The 13,019-nt window shown below is 66.4% G+C and carries 11 protein-coding genes; 8 read left to right on the top strand and 3 right to left on the bottom strand.

The window, feature by feature from the left end:
* Positions 1–52 precede the first annotated feature (52 nt).
* Positions 53–502, bottom strand: a complete 450-nt coding sequence (locus ACFWPK_RS15815; RefSeq protein WP_378916033.1) for an SgcJ/EcaC family oxidoreductase — start codon at positions 500–502, stop codon at positions 53–55.
* 195 nt (positions 503–697) lie between these two features.
* On the opposite strand from ACFWPK_RS15815, the gene ACFWPK_RS15810 reads away from it, so the two are divergent.
* From ACFWPK_RS15810 to ACFWPK_RS15780, 7 genes are all read left to right on the top strand, one after another.
* Positions 698–1,945 (top strand): flavin-containing monooxygenase, encoded by a 1,248-nt coding sequence (locus tag ACFWPK_RS15810; RefSeq protein ID WP_378916269.1) that lies wholly within the window; start codon positions 698–700, stop codon positions 1,943–1,945.
* Entirely contained in the window at positions 1,942–3,423 is a 1,482-nt protein-coding gene (locus ACFWPK_RS15805; RefSeq protein ID WP_378916031.1) for a flavin-containing monooxygenase, read from the top strand. The genes ACFWPK_RS15810 and ACFWPK_RS15805 overlap by 4 nt, the downstream gene beginning before the upstream one ends.
* Before the next feature lie 9 nt (positions 3,424–3,432).
* Positions 3,433–4,596, top strand: a complete 1,164-nt coding sequence (locus ACFWPK_RS15800; protein ID WP_378916028.1) for a lipase family protein — start codon at positions 3,433–3,435, stop codon at positions 4,594–4,596.
* 110 nt (positions 4,597–4,706) lie between these two features.
* Positions 4,707–5,450, top strand: coding sequence for a TetR/AcrR family transcriptional regulator (locus tag ACFWPK_RS15795; protein WP_378916026.1), 744 nt, complete (start codon positions 4,707–4,709; stop codon positions 5,448–5,450).
* Between the two features lie 109 nt (positions 5,451–5,559).
* Entirely contained in the window at positions 5,560–5,937 is a 378-nt protein-coding gene (locus tag ACFWPK_RS15790) for a hypothetical protein (protein ID WP_378916266.1), read from the top strand.
* On the top strand, positions 5,934–7,079 hold the full coding sequence (locus ACFWPK_RS15785) for a cation:proton antiporter (RefSeq protein WP_378916023.1): 1,146 nt from the start codon (positions 5,934–5,936) through the stop codon (positions 7,077–7,079). The genes ACFWPK_RS15790 and ACFWPK_RS15785 overlap by 4 nt, the downstream gene beginning before the upstream one ends.
* A 118-nt stretch (positions 7,080–7,197) precedes the next feature.
* Entirely contained in the window at positions 7,198–8,910 is a 1,713-nt protein-coding gene (locus ACFWPK_RS15780) for a cutinase family protein (protein ID WP_378916020.1), read from the top strand.
* A gap of 27 nt (positions 8,911–8,937) precedes the next feature.
* Here the strand turns inward: ACFWPK_RS15780 and ACFWPK_RS15775 are convergent, their stop codons facing one another.
* Positions 8,938–10,638 carry a methyltransferase gene (locus tag ACFWPK_RS15775; RefSeq protein ID WP_378916018.1) on the bottom strand — a complete coding sequence of 567 codons (1,701 nt, stop codon included), beginning with the start codon at positions 10,636–10,638 and terminating at the stop codon, positions 8,938–8,940.
* A 14-nt stretch (positions 10,639–10,652) separates the two neighbouring features.
* Positions 10,653–11,834 carry a 4-hydroxybenzoate 3-monooxygenase gene (locus tag ACFWPK_RS15770; protein WP_378916016.1) on the bottom strand — a complete coding sequence of 394 codons (1,182 nt, stop codon included), beginning with the start codon at positions 11,832–11,834 and terminating at the stop codon, positions 10,653–10,655.
* Between the two features lie 188 nt (positions 11,835–12,022).
* Here ACFWPK_RS15770 and ACFWPK_RS15765 point away from each other — a divergent pair, with 188 nt between their 5' ends.
* On the top strand, positions 12,023–12,907 hold the full coding sequence (locus ACFWPK_RS15765) for a hypothetical protein (protein ID WP_378916014.1): 885 nt from the start codon (positions 12,023–12,025) through the stop codon (positions 12,905–12,907).
* Positions 12,908–13,019: the final 112 nt, after the last annotated feature.

Here is a 13,019-nt window from a genome sequence, read left to right as displayed (position 1 = left end):
GGCAGTCAGCCCGATCGCAATCCGTGCAGGGCGAGCTAGGAGAAGTGAGAACCTACACTGCCGACGGCACCAGGGTGTTCTGCCGGGCGGCGGTCCACCACTGCCCGTCCTGTTTGACCAGCACGTAGAGCGCGACCATCGCCGGTTCGGTGTCGATCAGGGTGCCGTCGGCGGTGGTGGCGCGTGCTGTCTTGTGGGCAATCGCCACGTCCGGGCGCAGAAAGACCACGTCGACGACGTCGTAGCGGACGTATTCGTCCTTCAGGAATCCGGCCAGCCCGCGCCGGTTCGAGTCGAGTAGCGCGTCGTGCCCGCTGATCAGCATGCCGACCGCGTTGCCGACCACGGCGTTCGCGGTGAACTGCGCGGTCATGAGGTCCGCGTCGTTGGTGTTGTACGCGGTCTGCGTGTCGGCGACGATCTGGCGAATCGCGGCGATGTCGGCGGTGTGGTCCACGGTGGCGTCGTCGACGACCGGGGGCTGAATCATGTTCGTGCTCATGGGAGAAACCCTCGACCCTCAACAGTGGTTCAGGTCAAGCGGGTATGGGCTGCGACTCATCTGGTGAAGTCCTGCTTTGAATTCGATTCAGCATTTCGGGTGGTAGACGACTGCGAGCACCTGGTTTCGCCGAAGATTCTCCACAAGTTCTTGAATTCGATTCAATACATGTGGCAGTCTGAGGCCATGAGCAAGATGCCATCCCGTGACCCCAGGGTTGTGATCATCGGAGCGGGCGTCGCCGGAATCACCGCTGGTGTCGTGTTAGAACAGGCCGGCTTCGAGAACTTCGTGATCGTGGAGAAGGGGTCCGATGTCGGCGGGGTCTGGCATTGGAACCGGTATCCCGGCCTGACCTGCGATGTTCCGTCGCAGATCTATCAGTTCGGCTTCGCACCCAAGCCTGACTGGTCGCAGATCTGGGCCGAGGGCAGCGAGATCCAGCGCTATCACCGCGAGGCGATCGAGACGGTCGGCAAACGCATCGCGGTGATCGGCAGCGGATCCACCGGCGTGCAGGTGGTCTCGGCGCTGCAACCGCAGGCGGCCGCGCTGACCCAGTTCGCTCGCACACCGCAGTGGGTGCTCTGGGCGCCGATGGGTCTGCGCCAGCCGCGGCTGGTGGCCAAGCTGCTTGCCGCCGCACCCGCCGCGCATCAGCGGCTCTACTCCACGCTGTTGTGGGGCTCTGGCATCCTCGCCGATATCGCGTTGAAGCCGACGTGGCGACGCCGGGCCGCGCAGCAACTCGCCCGGTGGTCGCTGACCACCCAGGTCCGCGATCGCGAGCTGAGAACCGCGCTGACCCCCGACTACGAGCCGTTCTGCAAGCGGCAGGTGCTCTCCGGCACCTATCACCGCGCGATCGGCGCCGACAACGCCGCCTTGGTGACCGAACCGATCAGCGAGATCACCGAAACCGGTCTCCGCACCGCCGACGGCACCCACCACGACCTCGACTTGATCGTCTTCGCGACCGGCTTCCACCCGCACAACTACATGCGCCCGATGAACCTGCGTGGCCGCGACGGACTGAGCATCGACGAGGCATGGGCGAAAGGGCCGCGCGCCTACCGGATGACCGCGATCCCCGGTTTCCCGAACCTGTTCACTGTGCTCGGCCCGAACTCGCCCACCGGGTCGATCTCGTTGCAGTACTCGGCGGAACTGACCGCCCGGTACATCACGCAGTGGCTGGAACGCTTCCGCGACGGCGAGTTCGAGACGGTCGAAGTGACCGAGGAAGCGACCGTCAGGTTCAACGACAGCGTCGCCGAGGCGATGGGCCCGACTGTGTGGAACACCGGTTGCAATTCCTGGTACTTCACCGAGGAGAACACCATCGACCTGTGGCCTTTCGACCGCAAGACCATGACCGCCCTGCTCACCGCACCCGACGACCGTGACTTCCTGATCGGCCACAAGGATGGAAACCTGCGATGACGACACGCTATGTCGACGTATTGATCATCGGTGCCGGGCTGTCCGGGATCGGCACGGCCTGCCAGCTCATCCGGGAGAAGACCGGTCGTAGTTTCGCGATCATCGAACGCCGCGACAATGTCGGTGGAACGTGGGACCTGTTCAAATACCCCGGAATCCGGTCGGATTCGGACATGCTGACCTTCGGTTTCGGGTTCCGTCCGTGGATCGGCACCAAGGTCTTGGCCGACGGGCGCAATATCCGTCGCTATATCGAGGACACCGCCCGCGAATACGGCGTCTTCGAACATATTCACTTCGGCCGCAGGGGGATTCGCGCCTCCTACGACAGCAGCACCGGACTGTGGACGGGCGAGGTCGTCGACGAGCGGACCGGCGAGACCGAGATCTGGACGTCGAAGTTCCTGGTCGGCGCCACCGGCTACTACGACTACGACCAGGGATTCCAGCCCGACTTCCCCGGCGCCGATGACTTCACCGGGCAGATCGTGCACCCTCAGCATTGGCCCGAAGACCTTGACTACCAGGGCAAGAAGGTCGTGGTAGTCGGTTCGGGTGCCACCGCGATCACGCTGATTCCGGCGATGGCCGATGCCGTCGAACACATCACCATGCTGCAGCGCTCACCCACCTACATCCTGGCGCTGCCCTCGGACGACCCGGCCGCGATCGCGATGCGCGTGGCCCGCGTGCCCGACAAGATCGCCTATCGCATCGGCCGCGCCCGCAATATCGCGTTGCAGCGCGCCAGTTTCCAGCTCTCGCGCACCAGCCCGGAGTTGGCCAAGAAGGCGTTGCTGAAGCAGATCAAGCTGCAGGTGGGCGACAAGATCGACATGAAGCACTTCACGCCGTCCTATAACCCGTGGGATCAGCGGCTGTGTGTGGTGCCCAATGGCGATCTGTTCAAAGTCCTTCAGAGCGGTAAGGCCGACATCGTCACCGACCGCATCGCGAAGTTCACCGAGAAGGGCATTCTGCTCGAATCGGGGCAGGAGCTGGAGGCCGACATCATCGTCACCGCGACCGGCCTGAACGTGCAGATCGCGGGCGGCGCCGAACTGGTTGTCGACGGTGTGCCGGTCAACACCCGCGAGTCGGTGCTCTACAAGGGAGTGCTGATCTCCGGCGTGCCCAACGCCATGATCATCCTCGGCTACACCAACGCGTCGTGGACGCTCAAGGCCGACCTCGCCGCGCAGTATTTCTGTCGATTACTCAACGCCATGCGCGACGGCGGATATTCACAATTCTCGGTTCGAGCCGGCGCCGACGACTTCGCTGAATCGTCCGTCATGGGTGACGCCCTGACCGCCGGATACATCAAACGCGGTGACGGTGTCATGCCACGGCAAGGACGGCGCGCTCCGTGGAAAGTCGTCAACAACTATTACCGCGACCGCGTATCGCTGGGCAAAGACGAACTACTCGACGGTGTCCTGCGGTTCGACAAAATCACCGCGTCGGCGCGGCGCTGATCTCACCTGATGCGAATCCGAAAGATGACGATGATGTCGACCGGGCGCGGGCGCCGCAAACAGTTCTACCGAGATCTTCCCGACCTGACCGTCAGCCGGGCCGAGTGCGGGGAGGTGCTGCGCGTCAGCACGATGACGGCGCGGATCGCCCCCGGCATCACGATGCGTGCCGACGCGTTTCGCGTGCTGTACCGCTCGACCGATCTGGCCGGGAACCCGATCACGGTGTCGGGCGCGATATTGATTCCCCGGCAGAGTTCCGGGTCTGTTCCGCTCGTCGGTTTCGCCCCCGGCACGCAGGGAATGTCGCGTTCGGCGTCGGTGTCACAGCTGCTCGAAAAGGGACTGGAATACGAAGGCGTGTTCATCGCGCTCGCGCTCGCCCGCGGCTGGGCGGTCGCGGTCACCGACTATCCCGGACTCGGCACGCAGGGAACCCATCCCTATGTGATCGGTCCTACCAATGGTCGCGCGGTGCTCGATGTCATGCGGGCCGCGCGCTTTCTGCTCGGAACCCGTTCCACGCAGGTGAGCCGGTACGGGATCTACGGCTACTCCGAAGGTGGGAACGCTGCCGCCTGGGCCGCGCAGCTCAACGCCTCCTACGCCCCGGATCTGCCGTTGGCCGGTGTCGCCGTCGGCGCTCCGCCGGCCGACCTCGTGGAAATGGGTAAGAGCCTCGATCGCACCGCGGGCGTGTTCCTGCTCATGTACTCGGCGATGGGTTTGGCGGCCAGCTTCGATGACCTGGATCTCGAGCGATGCCTCAATACCGCAGGCAAGCTCATGATGCCGTTCGCCCGTCGGCTGCACCCCTTGCTGCTCGCCTCGGCCGGGTTCATCCTGCCCAAATCTCGCACCTTCTATCTCAGTACCGACCCGTTCGAGGATCCGGCATGGATCGAGCGGATGCGTGAGGCGAGCCTCGGGTATCTGCCGCCGACCGCGCCCGTGCTCGTCGGCCACGGCGAGCGCGACCGGGTGGTCGCCTATCGGCAGACCGAGCTGCTCACCCAGCGTTGGCGCGAACTCGGTGTCGAGATCAGCCGGCACCGGATCCGGCTCGGTGGGCACTTCACCTCGGCACCGCGATTCGCCCGTGCCGGATTCGCGTTCCTTGCCGATCGCTTCGCCGAAGCGGACCGAAAGCCGAGCTCAGAGCTCGCGTCCTGATGCCGTGGCGGGGGGTATCGCGCTGCGCGGAGCTGGTTTGACGTCTCGGCGGGACGCGACATATCTTCAACTCGAGCGGTCTTCAACGGCTGTTCCAGGGCGGAGGTTCAGTGGCAGGCAACCGACGCGGGGAGGCGGCGCGAGCGGCGCTGCTCGACGCGGGCAAGGATGCGTTCAGCCACCAACGGTACGAGGAAGTCTCGATCGTCGACCTCGCGCGCACCCTCGGCGTCGCCGCGGGCTCGATCAGCTACCACTTCGGTGGTAAGCGCGGCTTCTATCTCGCCGTCATCGAGCAGACCTTCGACGAGTTCCGCGCCGACATCCTGGCAACGCGGGGACCGGCACTGGAGTGGCTCAACCGCGTCATCGACAGTCTGCTCGACCGGGCGGAGCAGCATCCCGGCGGCTACGAGCTGATGGTCGCCGATGTCGCCGACACCCAGGTCCGCGAGATCAGGGACCGGAGCTTCGACCAGATCACCGAACAACTGGCGCTCGAGCTCACCGGCGCGGAACCGGGTCCCGTTCTTCGCGCCGCGATCACCGGCTGTATCGCGTCGATCGAGGGCTTGGTCCTGCACTGGCTGCACACCGACGCCCTGACCCGCGACCAAGTCCGCGAGCTCATCGTGACCAATTACATCGGAGCGGTGATCAGCGCGATCCGTGTCGACCCGACCATCCGGATCCGCGAGGAGATCATGGACTCGATCCTCGCCGACCCGCAGGCGCTCGCCGAGTTCGTCCCGCCGGAACTGCGCTACAAGCTGATGGAGATCGTCATGGCCAACCCCACGATCCTGTCGATGTTCCTGCCCGTGGACCCACCGGTCTCGGCCGAAACCAACTGAACACACGCACAGAGATCGGAATCAGGGCAGGACCACCGGATCGCCGACAGATAGCGACCTCTCGGCAAACCGGTTGGGTGCGGCGGATGATGATTCGATGACCGACCCGATCCTGCAGGTGAAGTGGAAGTCCGCGCCGGAAGACCATGACTATCCCGCTGCCGCCGATTATCTCGAGCTACTGGGCGACAAGACGATGGTCGACGCGATCGTGGCCGAGCTCATGGCCGCGCCGGTGGTCGTCAAGAAGGCCAAGGACATTCTGCGCGCCTCCCAGCTCGATGCCCTCACCCCCGACAACCCGCATGTCCGCAAAGACCTGCTCAAGGTGAACGAGGGCAAGAAGCTCTCGCCGATCCTGCTGGTGCGCGGTGACTGCCGCCGGAACGTGCCGATGCTGATCGCCGACGGGTATCACCGCGTGTGCGCGCTGTACTGGGCCGACGAGAACATCGAGATTCCCGCCAAGATCGCCACGATGCCATGACTTTCGCGACCCTGGCGCTGGTGGTCGCGCTCGGGTTGATCGGGCCGCTGCTCGCCTTGCCGAAGCAGCTGTACCTGCCGGTGCTGCTCGGCGAACTGATCGCGGGAATCATCTTCGGCACCACCGGTCTTCGCATTCTCGACCCCACCGACCCGATCTTCGTGTTCCTCGCCGACATGGGATTCGCGCTGGTGATGTTCGCCGCGGGGACCCACGTGCCCGTGCGTGATCCGCGGGTCCGGACCGCGCTCGGCAGCGGGGCGGCGCGGGCCGTGCTGGTCGGTGTGGTCGCGGCGGTCGCGGGCTGGGCGGTGGCGCAGGCGTTCGATATCGGGCACGCGGCCGTGTACGCGGTGTTGATGGCGTCGTCGTCGGCGGCGATGGCGTTGCCGATCATCGACTCGATGCGGTTGAGCGGGCCGCCGGTGCTCTCGCTCACCGCACAGGTCGCCATCGCCGACACCGCCTGCATCGTCGCGCTGCCGCTGGTGATCGACCCGGCGAACGCGGGCAAGGCCGCGATCGGCGCGGTGGTCGTCGCGCTCTGTGCCGTCGTGATGTTCTTCGTCCTGCGCTATCTACAAAAGACGGGTGCGCAGCGTCAGATGCACGAGGTGTCCGAGGACCGGAAGTTCACGCTCGAACTGCGGGTGAGCCTGGTCCTGGTGTTCGCGCTGTGCGGGGTGGCCAGCGAGATGGGAGTCTCGATCATGCTCGGCGGGTTCGCGGCGGGCCTGGCGGTGGCCGGGGTCGGCGAGCCGCGGCGGGTGGCCAAGCAGGTGTTCGCGATCAGCGACGGACTGCTCGCTCCGCTGTTCTTCGTGTGGCTCGGCGCCCGGCTCGATCTGCGGGAGTTCGGGGAGCATCCGCGGTTCATCCTGCTCGGCCTCGCCCTCGGGTTCGGTGCTGTCGCTGTCCACTGCGCGGCGCGCCTGCTCGGCCAGCCGGTGGCCTACGGCGCGCTGGCCGCGGCACAGATCGGGGTGCCGGTGGCGGCGGTGACCGTCGGCAGTCAATTGGGGGTGCTCGTGCCGGGTGAGGGCTCGGCGATCATGTTGGCAACGCTGTGCACCATCGCGGTGGCGGCGCTGGCGGCCGGGCGACTCGCGGCGAAGCTGCCTGCCACCCCGCTCGGCCTCTGAGTCGACCGGGTTCCTGTTCGCGTCAGTAACGATCTTGCTGGTGGTCACGACATTGTTCGTGACATGCGGCCCGTCGGGGGGCCTGCCCACCTGTAGGTCATTCGAACGGGATCAACATATGAATCTGCGTGAGTTTCTTGCGAAACATCGCATTGCTTCGGCTGTTGCCGCGCCTGCGGCGTTGGGTGTCGCGGCGATCGTCGCCGCTTCGTTCGCGGTGACGTCGCAGCCGGCATCACCCAGCTACGAGCTGACCACGTCGGTGACCGAGTGCCGCGAGATGGTGACCATCTCGGTGGCCGGGCGCAACGACACCCCGGTCGAGGGCACGACGGCGATGCTGCTCGATGCCAACGGGAATCCGCTGCCCGCCGCGCTGTCGGGCGACCACAGCAGTGTGTGGGTGGATCCGGTGGTGAACGCCCCGCGCGACGATGTGGCCGAGGGTGAGTACGCGGCCGTGTACATCGCCTATCCGGCCGATCTGGCGAGCTATGAGGACGCGGTCAACCGCGGTGTGGAGAACACCCAGCAGGTGATGCGGGAGATCTCGGCGGCCTGCCCGGACACCAAGTTCTCGATCGTCGGCTACAGCGAGGGCGCCGATGTGGTGCGCCGCGTGGCCGAGGGCATCGGCAACGACGACCCCGCCGACGGGTACGCGACCGTGAACCCGGACGACGTGCTCGGTGTGGTGATGTTCGCCGATCCGGGTCGTAAGGCAGGCGACGGCACCTTCCTCGGTGCGGACGACCCGTTCGCGCGCCCCGACAACTTCGACCAGAAGTACCAGGACGGCAAGACGCCAGTCTCGGGCCAGGGCGTAACCACGGGCGCTGATTTCGGCGCGCTCAACGGCAAGATCGCCTCCTTCTGCTCCGAGGGCGACCTCACCTGCGCGGCACCGGACAACATCTCACTGTTGCAACTGGCCGCGAATGTGGGTCGTCAGATCAATATCGACGAACTGCAGCGCGCCGACCTGGAGCGCAACGGCATCACCGCGATCACCCCGGCGATGGGCCAGGACATGGCGTTCACGCTGGGCCGGATCGCGATGGCAGCGTTCTCCGATATCGGGTCGAACCCGAACTGGATGGCCAGCGACGAGACCTTCCTCGACGTACTGCTGAAGGTGTCGGACCCGGATTACAAGCCGGGGCAGACCACCACGCCGGTCAAGGCCGACGTGATCGCCGGTGAGCAGCTCTCGCCGCTGGCGTACCTGCCGCAGAAGATCTTCAACGAGATCGTCGGGCTGATCGTGACGAACCAGAACACGATCCCGGTGGCCATGAACGATCCGTACCAGCTCACCCTCGGCCCGAACGGGACCGGTCACCACTTCGACTACTGGCGTGACTCCGACGCCGCGAACGGCAAGCCGCTGACCTCGGCGGAGTACGCCGCGGCGTGGCTGACGCACCTGGCCAAGCAGGCACAGGCGGGCGAGACGGTGAACACCAAGGCCGCACCGGACGACGCCTCGGTGACTGCCGCGCTGGCAGCCCCGACCAAGCCGGCGACGACCACCACCGCGCCGACCAGCACGTCGAAGTCGACCACCACGAAGTCGACGACCACCCCCAAGCCGACCACCACGTCGAAGACGGGCACCAGCACCACGACACCGTCCACGACCGTGGCCCCGTCGACCACTACGCCGTCGACGACCACTCCGGAACCGGCGACCAACCAGGCGGCGGCCCCCGCCCCGACCACGACCGTGGAACCCACCACGACCGTCGCGCCGACCACGACGGTGGCTCCCACCACGACTGTCGCGCCGACCACCACAGTTGCCCCGACAACCACCCCGTCGGCCAACTAGCTCACCCGCGAGTGTTACGTCACCGGTTCAATTCTCATCGCTCGGACCACACCCGGTGACGTGGCGCACGCACAACATGGCGAACCCCAACGGAAGCGCATCAGCACCGACGACCTCGAGCCCGGCCGAGGCCGCCAACGCCCCGTAGTGGTCACGACTGCGTTCGCGGCCACCGACATTGCACAGCATGTGCAGATCCCATGCCGGAACCAGCGACCGGGAACTGCTTTTCGGCAGTAGCCTTTCGATGACGTACAGGCGAGCGTGCGCGCTCATCGCGGCCGCACAGCTTCGCAGGATCGTGCGGCAGTCGTCATCGTTCCAGTCGTGCAGCACCCGCGAGAGCAGATAGATGTCGCCTTCGGACGGCACATCGGTGGTGAAGAAGTCGCCGCCGACGAGGTCGCATCGGCTCGCGCAGTCGGCCTCGGCGAAGGTGGCTCTCGCCCGGTCCAAGGTGCTGTCGCGTTCGAAGAGAATCCCCCGCAGTCCCGGTTTGCCGGACAGGACACGAGCCAGTAGTTCGCCGCTGCCACCACCCACGTCGACAACGGTGGTGGCGCTGGTGGTGTCGATGAGGTGGCCGAGCTGGCCGAAGATCGCGGCGGAAGCGGCCATGGCGCTGTCGAACAGGGCGGCGCGTTCGGGTTCGGCGGCGAAGTAGTCGAAATGGTGGCGGCCGAAATGATGGTCGAACGCGGTGGTGCCGGTGCGGATCGCGAAACCGAGGGCGCCGAAGGATTCGTAGAACGCTCCACCGTAGAGGCTCGCGATCGACCGCAACGTTCGGTCGGACTCGCGCGCGAGCAAGGCACCGGTGTCGGTGAGTTCGTATCCGGCATCGTGTGTCTGGACCACCTCGAGGTCGACCAGGTAGCGCATGAGCCGGGTCAGCGCGGCGCAGTCGGTGCCGGTCTGTGCGGCGAGTTCGGCGACCGGCAGACCCGGTGTCGCGGCGAGGCGGTCGGCGATGCCGAGGTCGGCGGCCACCGCAAGGGCCTGGGTGGTCCATGCTCCGGTGAGCTGGCGCAGCAAACGGTGTGCGGGGTCCTCGGATTCGTCGAGATGGGTGCTGAGCACGTGCGGGCGGTGACCGGGGACGCGCAATTCCAGCCGCCGGTATGAGCACGTCCGCGTCCCGATACAGGCGAAGTAGAGGACCGTCGAATCCTCGTGTGGACTGTAGCCGCCACCGTCGGCACGCAGTTTGCCCGCGCCGGTGAACAGTGCCCGCAGGCCGGTCAGCGTGAGGTCGTCGACAGGACCGGTGTCGAGGGCCAGGTGGGCCTCGGCGGCAGTGGCCCGTTCGGCGGCGACGACCTTCGGCGGCGCGTCGACAAGGACGAACACCTCTATCTCGCACAGAGTTCCGTCGGCAGCGCCCACCCTGGCACGCAGGATCTGGACCGGAAGTCGGTCCTCGGACAGGCCGTGCCGAAGGGCGAGCCGACCCCGGACCACGGTGCTCGGCTGATTGGCCGACGCGACCAGATCGAAGGTCTCCAGCGTCGCGGCGACGGCCGACAGCTCACTGGGGAACACCAGTACCGCCGCGTGCGCGAACCGGCAGTGCTCGGCGATCGCGGCGTGGTCGGCCGCGGTCAGATCGGGCACCATCGCGGCCAGCACCCCATCGGTGTCGTGCGTTCTGATGAAATCGACCGTCGCCTCGATTCTTTCGCGATCGTTCGTGTCGATACCTACCGGTGCTGCCAGCGAACGGGTCACGCGTCCTCCAGTTGTCAGATGCCGACGTAGCTCTCCGCGAAAAGGTCCTGATGTGTTCGTGAGGTGGCCAAACTGTGCAAGCGGGACTGCTGCAGGGCGGCGTCGAACACCGAACGCGGTCCGGTGGGCGGGTGCAGCATGCCGATCATCCAGTTCGAGAATTCGTGCGCGCGCCGGATCCGGGGCAGGCAGTCGGCCGAATACCGGTGCGGCGCGGTCTCGTCACCGTTGCGCAGCGCCGACCGGAGCGCTCGGGCCAGGGTGTCGGCACCCAGGATCGCGAGGTTCGCCCCCTTGGCGGCCGAGGGGCTGATCGACGAGGCCGCGTCACCGACCAGGAACAACCGACCCTGCTGAATCGGATCCAGGATCTCCGAACGCAGTCGCACCAGGCTCCGCTCGATGACCGCGCCCTCGGACAACGCCCCGTACCGATCCGCGCCGAGCCGCGCCGCCAGTTCCTTCCAGATCCGCCGCTCGTCCCAGCCCAGCGGGTCCTCGTGTCCGGCGCTCTGCAGGTAGTACCGGGTCACATACGGGCTGCGCGGCATCTGACCGGCGAAACCGTCGGCGTGCACGCCGTAGATCACGGTCTCGGCGGTGGGTGGGGCCTGCGCCAAGAGGGCGAGCCAGGTGATGCCGTACTCACACACCGCCCGTGGCACTGTGATCGTCTGCCGAGCCAGCCCCCGCGCACCGTCGCAACCGGCGACATACTGCGCGCGGAATCGGTACTCGGTGCCGTCGATACTCTGCCCCGATACCCACGGCCGATCACCCTGGTGATCGCCGATTCGCTGTGCGGTTGTCTCGCACAGCAGTTCGCCACCGCGCCGCAGATACTCGGCGACGAGGTCGGTGACCAGATGCTGCTGCGGATACACCGTGTGTACTTCGCGCTGCCCGAGCTCACCGTAGGACAGGGTGAATCGGCCGTCGGCACTGCGGAATTCACAGGTGCCGTGGGTATGTCCATTGACGCGCAGACCGGTGTCGAGCCCGTGTTCGCGCAGAACCGCCACACTGTCCGGTGCGAGAAAGCCCGCCCGCGCCCGACTCTCGATATGCGCGCGACTCCGTCGCTCGAGGATCACTGATTCGATGCCCGCCGCTTGCAGGATGTTGCCGAGAACCAATCCGGCGGGACCGCCGCCGAGAATGACGACCTCAATAGTGCGAACGCATTTCACGCGCATGAAGAGGGAGCCTAGAACACCGCCGATGCGCGAGCGGTGCTCCGCAGGCGTGTTGCTACACGAAGTCCCAGGTCCGCGGCATTGATCTGCCGCGGCGACTACACCGGCCGCGCCGAATCGGCACGCGACATCGATACCAACGCGCCGATCATGGTGACTGTTTCGAGTACCGGTGCAATGATCGCCTGGTGACTCAGTGGCTCCCACTCCTCGGCTCGCTCCCCGTCGCCGGCGCAGTTCTGGTCGGCGTCATCGCCAACAACCGAACCCACCGTGAAGGAATCGCGGCCGCCGACGAGCGCGGCAGGCAGGCACTCGACGCCGCGCAGCGCAATGTCGAGCTGTCGAACATGGTGGGCGACCAGCGCGATCACGAGGCGTGGCGCCGCGAGGCGGTGCTCGCCGCGGTCGCCTCGATCCTGGAGACCTCGGCCTCGGTGCGCGCCGATCTGACCACCTGCGGTGAATGGGATCTGGTCACGGCCGACGAGATCGACAGCGTCGGCGCCCAGATTCACAAGGTGATCTGGGATCGCCCGGGCGGCATGCTGACTCGCTTGCGGGTGGTGGCGCATCGCCGGATTCCCAACAAGTGCGAAGACCTGCTGCGCACCCTCACCGCCGCCCAGCACATCACGATGCAGCGGCTGAAGCTGCACATCGACGTGGAGGCGACCGTCGAGGAGCTCGAGGAGATGGCCTCGCTGTGGCAGAAGGCGATGCGCCACGCCGCCGAGCAGGAGCGGGCGCTGGTCGAGACGACACGGATCGAGCTCGGCATCGAGATCGCCACGAAAGGCTTCGGCGTAGATCCTGTTCCGTTGCCTCAGCCGGTGGTTGCCGAAACCGTTTCGGCGGAAGTCGAATTCGAGGAAGCCATCGAGGAACAGCCCACCGAGCCGGCGCAGTCGGTCGAGCTGGAGCAGTCGGCCGAGTCGCAGGCCGCCGCCGAGCCACCGCACGCGACCGAGGCACTGCCCGTAACCGAGACACTGCCCGTAACCGAGGCACCGCAGCAAGACGATCCGCGCGACGCCGTCGACCCGCGCGAAGCACAGACCGTCAAGGTCTGACCCTTCGACACGAAGCGGGCCCGCGACACCTGGTGTCGCGGGGCCGGCGGGGGGGTTTAACGGATTGAGATCAGTAGCGGGCTGGGGTTAACCAAGGGACGGGGGCGCGGGA

Source organism: Nocardia sp. NPDC058519 (assembly GCF_042719755.1).
In the GTDB taxonomy this organism is placed as follows: Bacteria; Actinomycetota; Actinomycetes; order Mycobacteriales; family Mycobacteriaceae; genus Nocardia.
This window is presented reverse-complemented; position numbering and strand designations above follow the sequence as displayed.

Bases quoted from the DNA above. Each gene is read 5' to 3' on its own strand.
- ACFWPK_RS15815 (WP_378916033.1), bottom strand. From the start codon at position 502: ATGAGCACGAACATGATTCAGCCCCCGGTCGTCGACGACGCCACCGTG.
- ACFWPK_RS15810 (WP_378916269.1), top strand. From the start codon at position 698: ATGCCATCCCGTGACCCCAGGGTTGTGATCATCGGAGCGGGCGTCGCC.
- ACFWPK_RS15805 (WP_378916031.1), top strand. From the start codon at position 1,942: ATGACGACACGCTATGTCGACGTATTGATCATCGGTGCCGGGCTGTCC.
- ACFWPK_RS15800 (WP_378916028.1), top strand. From the start codon at position 3,433: ATGCGAATCCGAAAGATGACGATGATGTCGACCGGGCGCGGGCGCCGC.
- ACFWPK_RS15785 (WP_378916023.1), top strand. From the start codon at position 5,934: ATGACTTTCGCGACCCTGGCGCTGGTGGTCGCGCTCGGGTTGATCGGG.
- ACFWPK_RS15780 (WP_378916020.1), top strand. From the start codon at position 7,198: ATGAATCTGCGTGAGTTTCTTGCGAAACATCGCATTGCTTCGGCTGTT.
- ACFWPK_RS15770 (WP_378916016.1), bottom strand. From the start codon at position 11,834: ATGCGCGTGAAATGCGTTCGCACTATTGAGGTCGTCATTCTCGGCGGC.